The organism is Polaribacter sp. SA4-10 (assembly GCF_002163835.1).
GTDB lineage: Bacteria > Bacteroidota > Bacteroidia > Flavobacteriales > Flavobacteriaceae > Polaribacter.
On the sequence record NZ_CP019331.1, the window covers coordinates 880,582 to 900,004 of the forward strand.

The window sequence follows — 19,423 nt, forward strand, 5'->3', positions numbered from 1 at the left end:
CAACGATATGAATAACCCACAACGTATATTATCATTACTAAGTATTACTTTTCTTACTATTTTATTTATTAATGCTATTAATAAATCTGATGTAGATCCAGAATCTAATACACATGAAAACTATAAAGTAAAAGCGCTAAAACTTCCTGCTAATTTAAATTTTTCTGGAGAAATAGTCCCTGTTCATAAACCTAATATTAGAGAAAGAATGGATAGAGAGTTACTTGTAAACACCTATTGGCAATCTAATGGATTATTATTATTAAAACGTGCTAATAAATATTTCCCTATTCTCGAACCTTTGTTAGAAGAATATGGTTTACCAGATGATTTTAAATATTTAGCAGTTGCAGAAAGTGGTTTATTAATGGACAACCCTTCTTCTGCTAGTGCTTCTGGACTTTGGCATTTTCTACCAAATACAGCTAAAGAAAAAAAATTCGGATTAGAAATAAATGACAATGTAGATGAGCGTTTTCATATAGAAAAATCTACAAGAGCTGCTGCAATTTATCTAAAATATGCCAAAGAAAAATTTGGTTCTTGGACATTAGCTGCTGCTGCTTACAATGCAGGAAATAGAAGAATTTTTGAAAGATTAAGCGCACAACAAGTAACGAGTTATTACGATGCCCTTTTGCCTGATGAAACGGAAAGATATGTTTTTAGAATTGTTGCTTTAAAGGAAGTTTTATCTAATCCAGAAAAGTATGGTTTTGTTTTTGAAAAAGAGGATTTATATACTTCAATAAAAACAAGAACGGTTAAAGTTGATACTGTAATTTCTAATATTGCTTCTTTTGCAAAGAAATTTGGAACAAATTACAAACAGTTAAAGCTTCAAAACCCGTGGTTAAGAGAAAATAAACTAAATAATAAAAGCAGAAGGTTGTATGAGATTAAAATACCTGTAGAATAATTTATTCTATACTATTTTTAACCCTACCAACAATTCCAGATTCAAGTTGAACTTTTATTCCATGAGGATGATACGTAGATTTTGTAAGTATTTTACCAACTACACCTTCTGTTAACTCCCCTGTTCTTTGATGTGGTTTTTGTACTATTTCTACAAATAATCCAATTTTAATATTTGAAAGTTTTCTTGCATCAATCATTATTCTAATATTTTTCACAAAAATAAGTAGAGAAGAATTAATTTCTCCTTTTTCTCTATTTAATTTTGATAAATAAACACCATTTAGCTATCAAAATATTGAAATTATACAAAAAAAAGTAAGTTATCAATTATTCTTTATGATTTTCATTAATCTTATCTATAAAAACAAGCACAATTATTATATTTGTGTTTCCAAAAAAAGAACACAAAATTATGTTTAGTAATTTAAGCGATAAATTAGATAAAGCCTTACACACCTTAAAAGGACATGGTAAAATTACAGAAGTAAATGTTGCAGAGACATTAAAGGAAGTTCGTAGAGCTTTATTAGATGCCGATGTAAACTTTAAAATTGCCAAAGAATTTACCAAAAAGGTTCAAACCAAAGCATTAGGTCAAGACGTTTTAACAACGTTAAACCCTGGACAATTAATGATAAAGTTAGTAAAAGATGAACTAACTGAATTAATGGGTGGAGAAACTGTAGGTGTTAATCTTGGTGGCTCACCAACAGTAATTTTAATGTCTGGTTTACAAGGTTCTGGTAAAACTACTTTTTCTGGAAAATTAGCAAACTATCTTAAAGATAAAAAAGCAAAACAAGTTTTATTAGTTGGTTGTGATGTTTACAGACCCGCAGCAATAAATCAATTACAAGTTGTTGGAGAACAAATTGGCGTTGAAGTGTATGCAGAAGTTGGAAATAATAATCCTGTAGAAATTTCTCAAAATGCAATTAAACACGCAAAAGCAACTGGTAAAAATGTAGTTATTATTGATACTGCTGGTCGTTTGGCTGTGGATAAAGAAATGATGAATGAAATTTCTAATATTCATAAAGCTGTAAGCCCACAAGAAACATTGTTTGTTGTAGATTCTATGACTGGGCAAGATGCTGTAAATACTGCAAAAGCTTTTAATGATATTTTAAATTTTGATGGAGTTGTTCTTACAAAATTAGATGGAGATACACGTGGTGGAGCCGCATTATCAATTAAATCTGTTGTAGATAAACCAATTAAGTTTATTGGTACTGGAGAGAAAATGGATGCTATTGATGTATTCCATCCAGATAGAATGGCAGATCGTATTTTAGGAATGGGAGATGTTATTTCTCTTGTAGAGCGTGCTCAAGATCAATACGATGAAGAAGAAGCTAGAAAACTACAAAAGAAAATTGCTAAAAATCAGTTTGGTTTTGATGACTTTTTAAGTCAGATTCAACAAATCAAAAAGATGGGAAGCATGAAAGATTTAATGGGAATGATTCCTGGAGCTGGAAAAGCAATGAAAGATGTAGATATAGATGATGATGCTTTTAAAGGAATCGAAGCTATCATTCATTCTATGACACCTTTAGAAAGAAGCACACCAACGGCTATCAATGCTAGTAGAAAAAAGAGAATTGCAAAAGGTTCTGGAACTTCTGTAAATGAAGTTAATCAATTAATGAAACAATTTAACCAGATGAGCAAAATGATGAAGATGATGCAAGGTGGTGGTGGTAAAAAAATGATGGAAATGATGCAAGGAATGAAATAATATATTTTAGGCTGCTTTAAAAAGTAGCCTTTTTTAATTTAAGGAATGATTAATAATATTTTGAGCACATCTAAGTTTGAAAAAATAAAGAACTTTATTTTTATTCTTTTAGGCTTTTCTGTTTTTTTTGTTTCCAATAATAATGGGATGTTTTGGGACAATGTTCTGTTTGCTTCAAAAATGGGAAATCATTTATTCCATAATTCTGTTTTTAACTGGACCATCCCTAATGAATTTGACCCTGGTCACCCTCCTTTTTTAGGGTTTCTTTTAGCACTATCATGGAAAGCTTTGGGTCATAAATTATGGGTTAGTCATTTATTAATGTTACCGTTTAAAATTGGTGTCTTCTATCAATTATATAAATTTATATTTCATTTTGTTGAAGATAGAAAACATCAAATATTAGCTTTCTTATTAGTAATAATAGATCCTACATTATCTACTCAACTAGTTTTAGTGAATCCTGAAGTTATTATTGTATTCTTCTTTTTACTAACATTGAATGGCATTCTATTCAAAAACAATAATTTTAAATTTATTGGCCTATTTTTTCTAAGTATTGTCTCTTTTAGAAGTATGATGCTTTTTGGTGGTATATTCTTATATGATATATTAAATAAATTATATATTGAAAAGAAGACAATAAAATCAATTTTCAATTTAAAGTTTTTATTATTCTATTTTTTAGGAAGTTTACCAGGAGTTACGTTCGTTATTTGGAGACTATTAACAAAAGGATGGCTACAAACACATCCTGATTCTCCTTGGGCAAGTTTATGGAAAGTTGCTACTCCAAAAATATTTTTTAAAAATACTATTACATTAATTCATAGATATTTAGATTTTGGTAGAATATTTATGATGCTCTTTTTACTTGTGAGTTTATTTGTCTTTGGAAGAAAAATAATTAAATCAACAAAAAACAAACAACTTTTATTGCTTTCAATTACTGCAGTATTTTTTATAATTATAGCTGTTTTATTTTCTACAAATGCCTTTGGACATAGATATTTTATTGTTTCATTTATCTGTCTTAATTTATTAACATTGCGCGTTATTAAAAAATATTACACAAAGAAAAAACTCATATACGGTTTATTATTCTTTGGCTTAATTTCAGGAAACTTTTGGATATATCCAAAGAGTATATCTCAAGGTTGGGATGCAACTTTAGCACATGTTCCATACCATTCTTTAAGAATTAAAGCTATAGATTATTTAAAGAGAGAACAACTAGATGTCTCTAATGTAGCAAGTTTTTTTCCAAACCTTACAACCTTAGACTTTATCGATTTTAGTGGTGATAAAAAATCTTTTACTAAATTTACAGGAAAAAACAAATATGTACTCAATTCCACAGTTTATAATTTATCTGATGAAGAATTGAATATTTTAGATAAAAATTATATTATATTAAAAGAATTCAAAAATTTAAACATAACTATTACAATATATATTTTAGATAAAAAATGATCTTATTAGACGGAAAAAAAACAGCAGCCGATATTAAAGAAGAAATTGCTCTTGAAGTTAGAGTGCTTCAAAATGAAGGTAAAGAAACACCACATTTAGCAGCCATAATTATTGGAAATGATGGAGCAAGTATTACGTATGTAAATGCAAAAGTAAAAGCTTGTGAACGTGTAGGTTTTAACTCTACTTTAATTAGATTATCAGAAGATACTACAGAAGAAGATTTATTAAATGAGATTGCTATTTTGAATATAGACAAAGACATAGATGGTTTTATTGTACAACTACCTTTGCCTAAACATATAGATGAACAGAAAATCTTAATGGCTGTTAACCCTGATAAAGATGTAGATGGTTTTCATCCAACAAATGTTGGTAAAATGGCATTAAACTTACCTACTTTTATTTCTGCAACTCCATTTGGAATTTTAGAATTACTAGACAGATATAATGTTGAGACTTCAGGAAAACATGTTGTTGTTTTAGGAAGAAGTCATATTGTTGGTAGCCCAATGAGTATTTTATTATCACAAAAAAGAAAAGTTGGTAATGCCACTGTTACCATGTGTCATAGTAGAACAAAAAACTTAAAAGAATTTACTTTACAAGCAGATATTATTGTTGCGGCTATTGGAATTCCAGAGTTTTTAAAAGCGGATATGGTAAAAGACAACGTAACTGTTATTGATGTTGGTATTACTCGTTTAGCAGATTCTTCTAAGAAAAGCGGATTTAGATTAGTTGGTGATGTTGCTTTTGAAGAAGTGTCTAAAAAAGCAGATTTTATAACTCCTGTTCCTGGAGGTGTTGGACCAATGACAATTGCTATGTTACTTAAGAATACGCTATTAGCATGTAAAAGAAATAGTGAAAAATAATTTTACGCTTACTTTATAAATAAAAACGAGCTAATTTTTATTAGCTCGTTTTTATTTATTTTAATTTCTAATTTACTCTTCTTCTCTATTTACCAAATCCATAGAAAAAGCAGGTAAACAAATTGCCAAATATTCACACTCATTATCAAAAGGATTCGAATATTGAACCCTCGTATTCTTTTCAATTTTTATTGATTGGCCTGCTTCTAAAACTACCGTTTCTCCATCAATAATAAATTGTTTCCTCCCTTTTATAATATATGTATATTCATCAAATTTTGGCGTTTGATAAGGTTCATTCCAACCAGAAGGCGCAACCATATGTGCAATACTTATCTGAGAATTTTTATCTGTTGCATTCCCAAAATGTTCTTCTATCAGTTTACCATCAATTGTTGGAACTATAAAAGGTGATTTTTGAATTGTATACTTTTTTTTCATCTTAAAAGGTTTTACGTAAGCGACTGAAATGGCATTCTTTTTATTACTTTACTAACTAAGCGTTATTACGAGTGAAACGAAGTAATCTCTTTCTAATAATGAGATTGCCAAAGTTTACAAAAAAGTAAACTTCGCAATGACACAGTGATAAAAGAGATAGCGAAAAACGCGGTTTTAACATTCAATAAAATTGCGCAAAATAGGCCTTAATTAAACCAAACAATAAAAGTTTTCATCTTTGCTAAATCTGGAATTTGCTCTAAAGAAACTTTTTGCGTACTAAATTCCTTTAAACCTAATTCTTCCTTATCTATTGCTATTGTTGTGTTTAAATCATCTAAAAATAACGTTGCTGATGAAAATGTAGATTCTATTCTATTAATGTTATTGTTTGCATTTATTTCTGAAAAATTAGAGTTTAATGTAATTCCAGAATCAGTTTTAAAACGTGAATCATGAATTTCTAAACTTTTTATGGTAGAAGTTGAATCTAATTGTTCTTTTGGTACAATTGTTAGCAAGTGCTTCCCTCCTTTTTCGAAAATTAAGTATTCATCATCATCTTGAAAATAATTATCTCCTAAAGCTCCTTCGCTTAAATTTTTAATAATAGAATCGTTTTTAAAGATATTTTCTAAGTCTAAAACTGTTGTTTTTGTTGTAATCTGGCCAACTTTTCCTTTTTCAATTTTAAACTTGTTATTGTTAGTACAACCAACAATAATTAGAGAAAATAATATAATTGCTAAAACATTCTTTTTAATCATTCTTTTTTATTTTTAGTTTAGTCACGTTTATTAAACGTTCTTTTTTTTAAAATGTTATTTCATTACTTTTTTTAAGATCCCAAAAACACTTCTAATAAAAGTTGCACTTGTTAAAACTTTTATTATTGGGTTTTGCGCTGTACTTCTTCTTGTTGTAGTAGCTCTTCTGCTGCTAGATCTTTCCTTTTCTTTTTCTTCTTTTTCCTTTTTAAGTGCTATCTCTATCTAAATCTTGATTATATTTTAGCATTAATCTAAAGGTATCTAAAACTTGTTTTATCTCTTTACTTGTTAAAATATCCACTCTACTCATTGGCGCACTAAACATTGTTCTTGTCAAAGGTGTTGGAATTCCTTTTTCTGATAAATTTCCAGCTAACACTTGCAATGTTTTGGTTCCCCCAGTTCCTGTTGATACAGCAATTAAACCATCTCTGTTTAAGGCTTTTAAAGGAATTTTTACAAATGAATAATCGTTTCTTTACCTAACATTGCTGCTCCTAAAGAAATAAAATCACCTTTAGTTTTGTAACCATTATTAATGTATTCAAAAAATTCTTCCTTTTTCCCCATTCGCATAATTTTGATAAAAATAATGAAAGTTTAAGAGTTAAGAAATTATTTGAAGATTTAGTTTGAAATAGTTTTAGATAAAGTTAGCATTAAGATAACTTTTGATTTACCCAAAGGAACAAAATGCAAATTCGACAGAATTAAAAGAGGTTTTAACTTTTGAACTAAGCTAAAACCTCTTGCAATTTTTAATGTCTTTTTAAAAGATGATTTTTAGTCTTTTTGAAAATACTTTGGAATCAATCCTTTTAATTTTTCTAATGTTTCTGTTACAGATAACTCACTCATTCCACCAGAAGCATTTGCATGTCCACCACCATTAAAATGTTCTTTTGCTAAAACATTTACAGGGTTTTCTGCTCCTTTAGAACGGAAAGAAATTTTCATAATTCCATCTCTTTCAGTAAAAACAATGGCAGCTTTCATTCCTTTTATTGATAAAACTAAATTTGCTAAACTATCTGTATCTCCTTTTTTGTAATTGTACTTCGCCAATTCTTCTTTAGATAAAGAAATAATAGCAACATTGTGCTCATATAAAATATCTAGCTTTTCGCTCATTGCATACCCTTGCAAACGTAAACGACTTTCTGTATTATTATCACTTAATTTTTCATGAATTAAATGATGCGCTACTCCTGCTGCTAAAATTTTAGCTAAAACCTCATGTGTCCGTGGTTTTACAGAATTAAATCTAAAGCTACCCGTATCTGTTAAAATACCTAAGTATAAAGGGGTCCCTATTTTTTCGTCTAACAAATCTATATGTCCAGATTGTTCAATTAAATCTACAATTAATTGAGACGTAGATGAAGCAGTAGTTTCAGAAACAGTTATTGTAGGGAAATCTTCAGGGTTTAAATGATGATCTATCATAATTTTCTTACAAGTTGCTTCTTCTAACAAAACTTGCATTTCTGGTCCTACTCTATTTGTAGCATTGTAATCTAAACAGAAAATTAAATCTGCTTTTTGCATTTCTACTGTTACTTCTTCAGGGTTTTCATCCATTAAAAGAATAGCCGAAGTATCTAACCAATCTAAAAAACCAGGTGCTTTATCTGGATGACAAACAATGGCTTTTTTACCTAATTTTTCTATAAAATGAAGTAAACCTAAAGAAGACCCAATTGAGTCTCCATCTGCCGATTTATGTGCAGTAATAACGATATTTGAAGCAGCTTGAATTTCTGCCTCTATTTGTTTGTAAATATTCATGTAGTGTATTTTGCCAATTGCTAATACGATAGCAATTGTATTTTTTTTAGAGCTCGTAAAGGTAACTTTAAAATTGGCGAGAAAATTGAAGTTTTTAACCTAATCTGTGAATTTTTTAAGCAGTTTAATGCTTGTGAAAGTTTAGAATGTTTGTAGATCTGTTACATATTTTAAATTCTGCTATTGTTCTAAATTATATAGTGCAAATTGTAATTGGTTAAATGATATTGAAATTCATGACTTTGAGAAAATTATCCGTTTTTGCTAGAAATAATAGAAGTTATTAATAGACCAATTCCTAATCCTATAAGTATAGATCCAACAAATGCTAGAGGTGATTTTTCCAAGAAAAAGAATCCAACTCCAATACCAATAATTACTCCTCCTCCAATAGCCCAAGTACTCTTGTCTTCTTTTTTATTTGTCATTTTCTTTCGTATTAAATTAATATTTAAATATAATCCTTAATAAATTGTAACATTAACACAAATATGCAACGTTTAAATGTTTTATAGTCTTTGTTAACGAAGTTCGAGTTTTATTCTTTTAGAAACAAACTAAATTATAAATCTGACTGTCATCAATCTATCCAATTTTTTAAACTATTTTACACATTCTCTACTTACAATAATTTCAGTTTTATTGAATGAATGTAGAGCGGGTTTTAAAAGTGAATTAGAATACGTAATATTGTCTTTCATTCTTTTTTTTAAAACACAAAAGTTAGGTTTATTATTGAGTAGGAAATGAAATTATTTGAAGTTTTTTTGGAGGTAAACCTGAATACACTGCTATAAAATAAGTTACGGTTGATTATTCACAATGTCACAATGTTTGTCATCTCGTTTATGAGTTTGTTAGATTTCTCTAATCATTTTATTTAGTCTTTTTTTAGACATTGTTGAAAAATCGTTTACTTTTTCACTATTCAATTTGGGGCTATTTTTTCTTCTAACATATCCAGATAGACGTCCTCAACATGCTCTCGAGCCCAAGCTGTTCTTCTTAAAAAACCGAGACTTGATTTCATAGTAGGGTTGTTATTGAAACAGCGAATATTTACACGTTCCCCTAAATACTCCCAACCATAATGCGCTACCAGACGTTCTAAAACCTGGACTAGTTTCACTCCGTGAAACGGGTTGTTTAGCTGTTCTTCAGTGGCTTGTTTCCTCTTTCTTTTTACTAGTTTATCTTCATTCAGTTCTTCATTCATCTCGGGATTGGATACTGTATCCAAAAGTTGATCTGATTGATTCTTTTTATCAGTAGACTCGTTCTGATGATTCGTTTTTATGTGCATTGTTGGCAAATCGTTTGTTAATTAATTCTAAGTATTAAATGACTCAATCGATAAAAATATAAACCAACAATTATTAAAAATCAAATAAAGTTGAAATTGTATTTTCTTCATTTTTAATGTTTTATATTCAAGTTAGCTAAGTACAAGTTTTATTCTTTTAGCAATCAACTAACTGCGTCAGTCAATCCAATTTTTAAACTCTTTTACACGTTCTCTACTTACAATAATTTCGGTTTCATTATAAGAGTGTAAAACGAGTTTTAAACGAGAGTTAGAATAGGTAATAATGTCTTTTATAGCATTTATATGTACTATAAAAGTTCTATTTACTCTAAAAAAATGTTCTGGATCTAATTGTTCTTGCCAATATTCTAAAGAATTATCTAACAAGTAATTTCTATTTTCTTTTGTATGAATAAAGGTTGCTTTGTTTTCGCTATAAAAACATTCAATTTCATCTACATGAATAATTTTTAAATGCTGGCCAATTTTAATTGTAAAACGTTTCTTAAATTTCCGGTCAAGAGGATTGATTAATAATTTACGTATGTCATTAATATTTACCTGAACATCTGAATGTTTATGCTGATAGGTTTTAAATTTATCTACTGCAACTATTAATTCATCTTCATCTAAAGGTTTTAGTAAATAATCTATACTATTTAATTTGAAAGCTTTTAATGCATATTCATCATAAGCAGTTGTAAAAATGATAGCAGATTTCACTTCAATTTCTTCAAAAATTTCAAATGATAATCCGTCTGAAAGCTGTATATCTAAAAATATTAAATCTGGATGTTCATTATTTTGCAACCAATTTAAAGACTCTTCTACAGAATGCAACATTTGTTGAACATCAATACTTAATGCTGCCAACATTCTGTTTAGCCTCCTTGCTGCTGGCTTTTCATCTTCAATTATTAATACGTTCATTTTTTAAAAGATTATTGGATTTTTGATTTTTAGATTTTTAGATATTTGGATTGTTGGATTGTTGGATTGTTGGACTTCGACAATCTCAGTCTGACATTTGTAATTTTTAATAGATTTTATCAACTTTTGAGATTCCTCAATCGCTTAAAAAAGCTCATTACTGAATGACATAAAGAGGAACTTATTTTACGCTTCCATAAATTCGTTAATTTTTCTTTCTTCCCAATCTTTTCCAAATAGATTAAGATATCCAAACGTTTTTAAAGCATGAAACAACAAGAAAAAACCCCAAATGAACCAAATAGGAACCTGCGTAAAACCATCGCCATCAAATTGATTACTTACTTTAAAATCTCCAACTATTTTAAACGAGAAATTCCAAACAAAAGCTAAAAACAAATTTACCAATATATAAGTAACTACGTGCTTGTAGAATTTTTTAATTTCTTCTACTTTTCGTTTTGCTCTTAATAACTTTTTCTCACTTAGGTTTTCCATCGCTTTAGATATTTTTACTTCGTTGCTCTTCTTTATCCATCAATTCTTTAATTTTCTTTTCTTCCCAATCACTTCCAAAACCTAAAGATTTAAAACCAAAAACGCCTAACCAGTGAAAAAACATTCCTATTCCCCAAAAAATCCAAGTAGAATAAACGCCGAAGTTAGAAAGAGTATCTTCAAAACGATAGCCACTTTTCATTAATCCCCATATGATAATTCCACTTAAAAAAATGTTTGTTAAAACATAAACAATGAAGTGAATATAAAATCCTTTTATAGCTTTCACTCTTTTTTTGGCTCTTATATAACTTGCTTCTTGTGTAAAATTATTGTCCATGATTTCTATTTTTTTTACTTTGTTCTTCCATTAACTCTTTAATCTTTTTTTCTTCCCAATCTTTTCCAAAACCTATTTTTCTAAATCCAAAAACAGCCATCCAATGAAAAAAAACACCAACTCCCCAACCTAATAACGAAAACCAGAACCAATGAAATCCTGGTGAAAACAGCAGATTTACTGTAATTATAATTGGCATTATTAAAACATAAAGAGAAAAGTGAATATAGAATCCTTTTATTTCTTTCACTCTCTTTTTTGCTTTGATGTATTCTTGTTCTTTAGTAAAACCTTGTTGCATAACTTTATGTATTCTCGTTCATAAATTCTTTAATCTTTTTCTCTTCCCAGTTTTTTCCGATTCCTAAAAGCCTAAACCCAAAAACGGTTAACCAATGAACTAAAAGTCCTGATCCCCAACCAAAAACAGAAAACCAAAACCAATGAAAATGAGGTTCAAACTTTAGATTCATAAAAATAATTACGGGTATAATTATACAGTAAACTGTTAAATGCGTATAAAATCCTTTAATGTCTTTTACTCTTTTTTGAGCTTTATAATAACGCTGTTCTTTTGTAAAACCAGATTCCATATCTATCTTCTATTATTTTGTTCGTCCATGTATTTTTTAATTTTTTTCTCTTCCCAATCTTTGCTCATAAACAGATTCAAACCAAAAGTATTTAATGCTTGAAAAGCGATTCCTATTCCCCAATACAAACAAATTTTATAATTATGGTAATCAGAAAGAGCTTCTATAAAAGTATCTCCATCATTTATATCTCCTACAATAAAGATTGCACTTAGAAATGTATTTACAATAACATACGTTGCTAAATGCTTGTAAAATTTACTGATTTTTTCTACTTTTTTACGAGCCAGAACATATTGCTGTTCTTTAGTGAATTCCTTTTCCATTATCTTGTTCTGTTATGTTGGTTCTCTTTATCCATCATTTCTTTAATTTTTCTCTCTTCCCAATTTTTTCCTAAGAAAATAGTGTAATTATTTACTTCTAAAAAGTGAAAAGTTAATCCCAATCCCCATCCAAATATTGGAAACCAGAACCAGTGAAAACCTGGTGAAAATTTTAAATTGATAAAAATTAAAAAAGGAATTACTAAACAGTATGAAGCTAAATTTTGATAAAACTCTTTCAATTTCTCTACTCTTTCTACTGCTTTTACATAGTTGCTATTTTCTAAATCTTCTGTATACATAATATCGTTCATTTTATAAAGGAGCGGTAAACTCACCTTAAAAGTTTTGTTGTTATTTTCTATTTTCACTCCTTTTAGAGTGATTAATCCATATCTATCAGCAATATTCTGCAAACCAACTTTAGTGCTTTTACCTATTGTTTCTTTAGGATTTACATTGTTTTCTATAATTAAATAATTATCTTCTTCATAAATTGTAATTGTTAGTGGCTTAGAAGTAGAAACCACATTGTGCTTTACTGCATTCTCTAACAAAAGTTGCAATGATAAAGGCACAATTTTTAACTCATTATTACTTATAGCATCTGGAATATTAAATTGAACCGCATCTTCAAAACGCATTCCTAACAATTCCATATACGTTTTTGCAAACTTTAATTCTTCTTCAATTGGTACTAAATCTTTATTTCTTTGTTCTAAAACATATCTGTATACTTTAGATAATTTTGTGGTAAATTTTTCTGCCTGATTTGGGTTTTCACCAATTAAACTCGTTAATACATTTAAACTATTAAACAAAAAATGTGGATCTAATTGATTTTTTAAAGACTCAAATTTTGCTGTTTCTGTTTTAGCGACAATCTCTTGTTTTGTAGTTTCTTTACTTACAGATTTTTTCCATTCTATCATAAACCCTCGGGCATGTAAAAAAGCTGAAATTGCAAAGGTAAATATCATCCAGAATAAATGATTCCATATCATTCGTTCACTAAAAAGCGACTCAAAACTATTTCCAAATATTTTTACATATAAAACATAATGAATAATAAGTATAACAGGCACTGTATAAGAAACCGTAGCAATTATGCCTGCCCAAACTCTAGTATTGGTTTGCGTTACCCAATCCCATTTAGTTGTTAAATAATCATTTAATAAACCTTGTCCTAAACCCAAACTAAAAGAATGCATTGCAGAAATACCTAACGTCATAAAAAATGATTTTATCGTATAATTTCCGTTTATTAAAAAAAAGAAAGCTGCAAAAATTAAAGTCATTTTTACAGTTAGTAAAAGCCCTTTTTTTAATTCTATTAGTGAAAATGTATTTTTTTGAGCGCTCATTTTACCTTTTTAATTTGTGTGCTATTTATTAAAATTTAATATCTAATTTAATACTTTTATTAGTAACTACAAATTTTGCATCCTCATAACTTGGAGGGCCAAAAAAATTCATTTTATTATTAGAAGCGCCATAATCTTCTAAAGGCATTCCATTAGCTTGAAAATCCATTTTATTATTTTCATTTTTATCATGATAACAAATAACTGCATATTCTCCAGCTTTTACGTTTTCAAAAATAACGATACTTTTTCCATCTAAAATTTTAGATTGTTTTGCTTGCAATGGTTCCATTCTAAAATTTTCTTTATTGTATAAAGCAAATCCCACTTTACCCTCATCTGAAGTACTATTTATTACAGTTGCCGTAATTGTTTTGTTTTGTGCCGAGATCGAATTTGTAATAAATAAAATAATTACGGTAATAATTGCTGCTAAAAATTTCATGATTTTTTTTTATTGGTTATTGATGGTACAAAGATGCAACAGAAGGCACATTTTTGAAATTAAAGAATACCGAACTGTATTTTTTTTAGGATGAATTGTAATATTTATATATAATAAGACAATATATAGTAAAGGTTTTTCACCTCTAAGGTTTTATAAATTATCAATAAAGGATTATTTAGAATATATATTGATAAATATTCAACTCAAAATGCAATTTTGTTTAAATTTAATAAAACTTATAAAAAAGCGATACATTTATGTTAATACATTTGAAAAATTATATACTTTCGTACCATGATTACTTCAAGAAGAAATAAATTATGTACTACAATAGGTCCCAGTTTGCGCTTACGCAACCGCCGTCGCTAAGAGTCTACTATAGCAACAACGCCATCTATTACAGTAGTTAACCATTTATTTTTTTATCGTGAATCTTTCTTACAAAACTTACTTACAATCCTCAGTTATTTTAAACAATAGCAATAAAATTGTACGACGTAGGTTTAATTATCGCCCTTTGGGTGCTTAGACTTTTATGAAATTAGGTGAGTCCAATTTCGCATTTAAACAAAGATATTTTCAAATTAACATAACGATTAAAAGACCAATACAATGGAAATTGTAATTGCAAACGAAACACATAGTATTTACGCAGAAATTATTTGCAAAACTATTGAAGTTGCTGCCCAAGATAGAGGAACAGGAATTGCAAAGCGAAAACCAGAATACGTTATTTCTAAAATGGAAAACGGTAATGCTGTTATAGCTTTAGACGATGGTAAATTTGCTGGATTTTGTTACATAGAACAATGGGGACATGGAAAATTTGTTGCCAATTCAGGTTTAATTGTACACCCAGATTATAGAAATATAGGACTTGCAAAACAGATAAAACAAATAGTTTTTAAGCATTCTAGAACTAAATTTCCTGATGCAAAAGTGTTTAGTATCACCACTGGTTTGGCTGTAATGAAACTGAATAGCGATTTAGGCTATAAGCCTGTAACTTTTTCTGAATTAACAGATGATCAAACTTTTTGGAAAGGTTGCCAAACATGTATAAACTATGATGTTTTAACGCGTACAAAACAAAAAATGTGTTTGTGTACGGGTATGTTATATGATCCTAATAAACAAAATAAAGAAGAAACAAAAGAGGTTAAAGAAACCCGATTTGAAAAATTAAAAAAATTTAGACAGCAATTGTTTTTAAAAAAAGATAAAAAATGAAAAAATTAGTAATTGCGTATAGTGGTGGATTAGATACTTCATACTGTGCAGTAAGTTTATCAAAAGAATATGATGTGCATGCAGTTAGTGTAAATACGGGAGGTTTTTCTGATGAAGAAATTTCTCATATTGAAAGTAACGCATACAAAATGGGCGTTTCAACTTATAAAAATATTGATGCTATTGCCACTTTTTACAACAAAGTAGTAAAGTATTTAATTTTTGGTAACGTATTAAAAAATAGTACATATCCGCTTTCTGTAAGTGCAGAAAGAATTATTCAGGCAATTGAAATTGTAGAATATGCAAAGAGTATTGGTGCAGAATATATTGCTCATGGAAGCACTGGCGCAGGAAATGACCAAGTACGTTTTGATATGATTTTTCAAACATTAGCACCTGGAATTAAAATTATTACGCCAATTAGAGATGGGAAATTAACAAGACAAGAAGAAATAGATTATTTAAAATCTGAAGGAATTGATATGCCTTGGGAAAAATCTAAATATTCTGTAAACAAAGGACTGTGGGGAACAAGTGTTGGAGGCGTTGAAACGTTGAAATCTGAAAAACCTTTACCAAGTGAAGCATATCCTTCTCAATTAGAAAAAGAAGGTGAAGAAAAAGTAACACTTACTTTTAAAAATGGTGAATTTGTTGCTTTAAACGGACAAGAAAACAAACCAGAAGTTAATATCGAAAATCTAAATAATAGTGCTTCAAAATATGCCATTGGTAGAGACATTCATGTTGGAGATACAATTGTTGGTACTAAAGGAAGAGTTGGTTTTGAAGCTGCTGCTGCTTTAATTACGGTAAAAGCACATCATTTATTAGAAAAACATACCTTAACAAAATGGCAATTACAACACAAAGAATATTTGTCTAGTTTTTACGGAATGCATTTACATGAAGGTCAATATTTAGATCCTGTAATGAGAGATACAGAAGCTTTTTTACAAAGTTCTCAAAAAATGGTTTCTGGTGATGTTATTGTAACTCTAAAACCATATCATTTTTCTTTGGATGGAATTATTTCTGATCACGATTTAATGTCTAGTAAATTTAGCACGTATGGTGAAGAAAATAAAGCTTGGACTGCTGATGATGCTAAAGGATTTATTAAGATTTTAGGAAATCAGAATAAAATATATAGACAAGTAAATAATTAATGTGTAATTGTTGAACTGTGTAACTGTTAAATTTTAGAACAGACTTTTACACGATTAAAGAATTAAACTTTTAAACAATTTTTAAGAATGAAAAATTTAGAAGTAGGAATTATAGGTGGTGCAGGTTATACAGCAGGAGAATTAATTAGATTGTTGCTAAATCACCCAGAAACAAATATTAATTTTGTGTACAGTACTTCTAATGCTGGCAACAAATTGTACAAAGTGCATCAAGATTTAATTGGTGCTACAGAAATTAGTTTTACCAATGAAATTAATGCGGATATTGATGTCTTATTTTTATGTTTAGGTCATGGAAACTCAACTTCTTTTTTAGAAAAGAATAGTTTTTCTGAGAACACAAAAATTATTGATTTAAGTAACGATTTCAGATTAATTGCAGATAAAAATTTTAATGGAAAAGAATTTGTTTATGGTTTACCAGAAATGAATAAAGAGGAAATTAAAACAGCTAAACATATTGCAAATCCGGGTTGTTTTGCAACTGCTTTGCAATTGGCAATTTTACCTTTGGCTGCAAATCATTTATTGAATAATGATATTCATATAAATGCCGTTACAGGTGCAACTGGTGCAGGAACTTCTTTATCTGAAACAACACATTTTACCTATAGAGATAATAATTTCTCACACTATAAAGCTTTTAATCATCAACATTTAGGTGAGATTAATCAGACAGTAAACCTATTACAAGATCGTTTTGATTCTGAAATTAATTTTATGCCAAATAGAGGAAATTTCTCTAGAGGAATTTTTGCAACAACCTACACCAAATTTGATGGTTCTATTGATGCTGCAAAAAAAATGTATAAAGAATATTATAAAGATGCAGCTTTTACATTTGTTTCTGATACAGACATTCATATGAAACAAGTGGTGAATACAAATAAATGTATAATTGGTTTAGAAAAACACGGTAATAAATTACTAATTACAAGTACAATAGACAACTTATTAAAAGGCGCTTCTGGAACAGCAATTCAGAATATGAATTTAATGTACGGGTTTGAAGAAACTTTAGGTTTAAATTTAAAAGCGAATTATTTTTAGTAGTTGCGTGCGCTATTTAAATGGCATCCTTTTTGTGCTAAACTATTCGGCATGAAAAAACATCGTGTAAAGCGCAACTTGGTTCTGAATATCTTCAGGATAAAGTAACGCACAAAAAATAAAATTCCTGCTTTTGTAGGACAGACAAAATAAAGATCAAGTTTTTTAACTTTGAAAATAGTAATAGCATGAAAGTAGCAATTATTGGGGCAGGAAGTTTAGGACAATCAATAGCCAAAGGTTTATTAAAAAATAACGTTGTGAGCTCTTTGTATTTAACAAAAAGAAATACCAATTCTTTAAGTCCATTTAATGAATATAATGAAGTTGTTTTAACTTCGGATAACGCTGAAGCCGTAAAAAATGCTGACATTCTAATTTTTGCTATTCAACCAAGACATTTAGAAAATATTTTAACAAGTGTAAAGCCACTTTTAAAGAAAAACCATGTTTTAGTTTCTGTAATTACTGGGTTTTCAATTGCTAAAATTGAAGCTATTGTAGGTGCTGATACTTTTATTATTCGTTCTATGCCAAATACTGCTGCTGCTGTTGGACAATCTATGACCTGCCTTTCACCAAATGCAAAAGGGAAAGAAAAAGTTGAATTAGCAAAAACTATTTTTAACAGTTTAGGCGTTTCAATGGAAATTCCGGAAGAACAATTACAAGCCGCAACTGTAATTTGTGCAAGCGGAATTGCGTTTTGGATGCGTTTAATTAGAGCAACAACGCAAGGTGCAATTCAGTTAGGTTTTGAAGCGCATGAAGCGCATGAATTAGCAATGCAAACTTGTTTTGGAGCTGCTACATTATTAAAAGAATCTGGCAATCATCCAGAAGCAGAAATAGACAGAGTAACAACTCCTGGAGGTTGCACAATAGAAGGTTTAAATGAAATGGAACACCAAGGTTTAAGCTCTTCTTTAATTAAAGGAATCAATAAATCATTTGATAAAATCAACCAAATAAAAAACTAACAAAATGCCATTATTTAACGTTTATCCTCTTTACGATGTTACACCTGTTTCTGCAAAAGGTGTATTTGTTTATGATGAAAATAATACTGAATATTTAGATTTATATGGCGGTCATGCTGTAATTTCTATTGGTCATGGACATCCAAAATATGTAGAAGCAATTACCAGTCAGGTTGCAAAATTGGGTTTTTATTCAAATGCGATTCAGAATCCGTTACAAAAAGAGTTAGCAGATAAATTAGAAGCACTTTCTGGTTGTAAAGATTACGAATTATTTTTATGTAATTCTGGTGCAGAAGCAAATGAAAATGCATTAAAACTAGCTTCTTTTAAAACTGGAAAATCTAGAGTAATTGCTTTTAAAAATGGTTTTCACGGTCGTACTTCTGCTGCTGTTGCTGCAACGGATAATAAAAATATAATTGCACCAATTAACGCGCAACAAAAAGTAACTATTTTAAATTTAAACGATATTGAAGGCGTAAAAAGAGAACTTAAAAAAGGAGATGTTTGTGCTGTTATTCTTGAATTTATTCAGGGTGTTGGAGGTTTAGATGAAGCAACTAAAGAATTCTTTGAAGAAGTTGATGTGTTGTGTAAAGCAAATAATACTTTTTTTATTGCCGATGAAGTGCAGTCTGGTTATGGAAGATCTGGAAAGTTTTTTGCTTTTCAACATTATAATGTAACGCCAGATATTATTTCTATTGCAAAAGGAATGGGAAATGGCTTTCCTATTGGAGGAATTTTAATTCATCCCTCTATTGAAGCTAAATTTGGACTGTTAGGAACCACTTTTGGTGGAAATCACTTGGCTTGTGCTGCGGGTTTATCGGTTTTAAATGCAATTGAGGAACAAAACTTGATAGACAATGTGAATGAAACCTCTGCATACTTTATAAAAATTGCAAAAACAATTCCTCAAATTAAAAATATTAAAGGAAGAGGATTAATGCTAGGTCTAGAGTTCGACTTTGAAGTAGGAGATTTACGTAAAAAATTAATTTATGAGTATCATATTTTTACTGGAGGAGCAGCAAACAAAAATTTATTAAGAATCTTACCTCCTTTAACTGTAAAAAAAGAACATATCAATCAGTTTTTTGAAGCTTTAATTAAAGCTTTAGATAAATAAAAAAGACAATAAAAT

At 29.1% G+C, this 19,423-nt stretch carries 24 protein-coding genes and 1 pseudogene; 9 read left to right on the plus strand and 16 right to left on the minus strand.

The window, feature by feature from the left end:
* Positions 1–7 precede the first annotated feature (7 nt).
* Positions 8–919 carry a lytic transglycosylase domain-containing protein gene (locus tag BTO04_RS04025; RefSeq protein WP_087563273.1) on the plus strand — a complete coding sequence of 304 codons (912 nt, stop codon included), beginning with the start codon at positions 8–10 and terminating at the stop codon, positions 917–919.
* 1 nt (position 920) lies between these two features.
* On the opposite strand, the gene BTO04_RS04030 is transcribed toward BTO04_RS04025, so the two are convergent.
* Positions 921–1,136: a YwbE family protein gene (locus tag BTO04_RS04030; RefSeq protein ID WP_368356301.1), complete on the minus strand. Its 216-nt coding sequence runs from the start codon at positions 1,134–1,136 to the stop codon at positions 921–923.
* A 197-nt stretch (positions 1,137–1,333) separates the two neighbouring features.
* Here BTO04_RS04030 and ffh point away from each other — a divergent pair, with 197 nt between their 5' ends.
* Genes ffh through folD form a run of 3 tightly spaced genes read left to right on the plus strand, consistent with a single transcriptional unit; the run spans position 1,334 to position 5,016 of the window.
* The gene (gene ffh, locus BTO04_RS04035; protein ID WP_087563275.1) at positions 1,334–2,662 is read left to right on the plus strand and encodes a signal recognition particle protein; all 1,329 of its coding nucleotides are present in this window, start codon (positions 1,334–1,336) and stop codon (positions 2,660–2,662) included.
* A gap of 45 nt (positions 2,663–2,707) precedes the next feature.
* Entirely contained in the window at positions 2,708–4,138 is a 1,431-nt protein-coding gene (locus tag BTO04_RS04040) for a hypothetical protein (RefSeq protein WP_087563276.1), read from the plus strand.
* Complete coding sequence (gene folD, locus BTO04_RS04045; RefSeq protein WP_087563277.1) at positions 4,135–5,016, plus strand: bifunctional methylenetetrahydrofolate dehydrogenase/methenyltetrahydrofolate cyclohydrolase FolD; 882 nt, start codon at positions 4,135–4,137, stop codon at positions 5,014–5,016. Before BTO04_RS04040 ends, folD begins: the two co-directional genes overlap by 4 nt.
* 72 nt (positions 5,017–5,088) lie before the next feature.
* Here folD and BTO04_RS04050 read toward each other — a convergent pair whose 3' ends face one another.
* The 15 genes and pseudogenes from BTO04_RS04050 to BTO04_RS04110 all read right to left on the minus strand — a co-directional run bounded on the left by BTO04_RS04050 (position 5,089) and on the right by BTO04_RS04110 (position 13,817).
* Positions 5,089–5,457, minus strand: coding sequence for a cupin domain-containing protein (locus BTO04_RS04050; RefSeq protein ID WP_087563278.1), 369 nt, complete (start codon positions 5,455–5,457; stop codon positions 5,089–5,091).
* A gap of 206 nt (positions 5,458–5,663) precedes the next feature.
* Complete coding sequence (locus BTO04_RS04055; protein WP_087563279.1) at positions 5,664–6,224, minus strand: hypothetical protein; 561 nt, start codon at positions 6,222–6,224, stop codon at positions 5,664–5,666.
* Between the two features lie 208 nt (positions 6,225–6,432).
* Positions 6,433–6,606: a helicase HerA-like domain-containing protein gene (locus tag BTO04_RS04060; RefSeq protein ID WP_157662428.1), complete on the minus strand. Its 174-nt coding sequence runs from the start codon at positions 6,604–6,606 to the stop codon at positions 6,433–6,435.
* Positions 6,607–6,624: 18 nt separating this feature from the next.
* Positions 6,625–6,681: pseudogene (locus tag BTO04_RS15715) on the minus strand (hypothetical protein); the annotation flags it as partial.
* A gap of 329 nt (positions 6,682–7,010) precedes the next feature.
* Positions 7,011–8,015 (minus strand): bifunctional oligoribonuclease/PAP phosphatase NrnA, encoded by a 1,005-nt coding sequence (locus BTO04_RS04065; protein WP_087563281.1) that lies wholly within the window; start codon positions 8,013–8,015, stop codon positions 7,011–7,013.
* A gap of 251 nt (positions 8,016–8,266) precedes the next feature.
* Positions 8,267–8,443 (minus strand): hypothetical protein, encoded by a 177-nt coding sequence (locus BTO04_RS15305; protein ID WP_198342107.1) that lies wholly within the window; start codon positions 8,441–8,443, stop codon positions 8,267–8,269.
* A gap of 500 nt (positions 8,444–8,943) precedes the next feature.
* Positions 8,944–9,318, minus strand: a complete 375-nt coding sequence (locus BTO04_RS04070) for a VF530 family DNA-binding protein (RefSeq protein WP_368356304.1) — start codon at positions 9,316–9,318, stop codon at positions 8,944–8,946.
* 177 nt (positions 9,319–9,495) lie between these two features.
* Positions 9,496–10,251, minus strand: coding sequence for a LytTR family DNA-binding domain-containing protein (locus BTO04_RS04075; protein ID WP_087563282.1), 756 nt, complete (start codon positions 10,249–10,251; stop codon positions 9,496–9,498).
* A gap of 186 nt (positions 10,252–10,437) precedes the next feature.
* Positions 10,438–10,749, minus strand: coding sequence for a 2TM domain-containing protein (locus tag BTO04_RS04080; protein ID WP_087563283.1), 312 nt, complete (start codon positions 10,747–10,749; stop codon positions 10,438–10,440).
* A 4-nt stretch (positions 10,750–10,753) separates the two neighbouring features.
* Positions 10,754–11,089, minus strand: coding sequence for a 2TM domain-containing protein (locus tag BTO04_RS04085; RefSeq protein ID WP_087563284.1), 336 nt, complete (start codon positions 11,087–11,089; stop codon positions 10,754–10,756).
* The gene (locus tag BTO04_RS04090; RefSeq protein ID WP_087563285.1) at positions 11,079–11,390 is read right to left on the minus strand and encodes a 2TM domain-containing protein; all 312 of its coding nucleotides are present in this window, start codon (positions 11,388–11,390) and stop codon (positions 11,079–11,081) included. Before BTO04_RS04090 ends, BTO04_RS04085 begins: the two co-directional genes overlap by 11 nt.
* Positions 11,391–11,394: 4 nt before the next feature.
* Positions 11,395–11,682 (minus strand): 2TM domain-containing protein, encoded by a 288-nt coding sequence (locus BTO04_RS04095; RefSeq protein ID WP_087563286.1) that lies wholly within the window; start codon positions 11,680–11,682, stop codon positions 11,395–11,397.
* Between the two features lie 2 nt (positions 11,683–11,684).
* Positions 11,685–12,008, minus strand: coding sequence for a 2TM domain-containing protein (locus tag BTO04_RS04100; RefSeq protein ID WP_087563287.1), 324 nt, complete (start codon positions 12,006–12,008; stop codon positions 11,685–11,687).
* Positions 12,008–13,372 carry a 2TM domain-containing protein gene (locus tag BTO04_RS04105; RefSeq protein WP_087563288.1) on the minus strand — a complete coding sequence of 455 codons (1,365 nt, stop codon included), beginning with the start codon at positions 13,370–13,372 and terminating at the stop codon, positions 12,008–12,010. The genes BTO04_RS04100 and BTO04_RS04105 overlap by 1 nt, the downstream gene beginning before the upstream one ends.
* Before the next feature lie 28 nt (positions 13,373–13,400).
* Complete coding sequence (locus BTO04_RS04110; protein WP_087563289.1) at positions 13,401–13,817, minus strand: DUF2141 domain-containing protein; 417 nt, start codon at positions 13,815–13,817, stop codon at positions 13,401–13,403.
* 615 nt (positions 13,818–14,432) lie between these two features.
* Here BTO04_RS04110 and BTO04_RS04115 point away from each other — a divergent pair.
* The 5 genes from BTO04_RS04115 to BTO04_RS04135 all read left to right on the plus strand — a co-directional run bounded on the left by BTO04_RS04115 (position 14,433) and on the right by BTO04_RS04135 (position 19,408).
* Entirely contained in the window at positions 14,433–15,050 is a 618-nt protein-coding gene (locus tag BTO04_RS04115) for a GNAT family N-acetyltransferase (RefSeq protein ID WP_087563290.1), read from the plus strand.
* On the plus strand, positions 15,047–16,222 hold the full coding sequence (locus tag BTO04_RS04120) for an argininosuccinate synthase (RefSeq protein WP_087563291.1): 1,176 nt from the start codon (positions 15,047–15,049) through the stop codon (positions 16,220–16,222). Before BTO04_RS04115 ends, BTO04_RS04120 begins: the two co-directional genes overlap by 4 nt.
* An 87-nt stretch (positions 16,223–16,309) precedes the next feature.
* Positions 16,310–17,293 (plus strand): N-acetyl-gamma-glutamyl-phosphate reductase, encoded by a 984-nt coding sequence (gene argC, locus BTO04_RS04125; protein WP_087563292.1) that lies wholly within the window; start codon positions 16,310–16,312, stop codon positions 17,291–17,293.
* A 155-nt stretch (positions 17,294–17,448) separates the two neighbouring features.
* Positions 17,449–18,273, plus strand: a complete 825-nt coding sequence (gene proC / locus BTO04_RS04130) for a pyrroline-5-carboxylate reductase (protein ID WP_302849210.1) — start codon at positions 17,449–17,451, stop codon at positions 18,271–18,273.
* A 4-nt stretch (positions 18,274–18,277) separates the two neighbouring features.
* A complete protein-coding gene (locus BTO04_RS04135) occupies positions 18,278–19,408 on the plus strand; it encodes an aspartate aminotransferase family protein (protein ID WP_087563294.1) in 1,131 nt (376 codons plus the stop codon).
* The last annotated feature ends 15 nt before the right edge of the window (positions 19,409–19,423 follow it).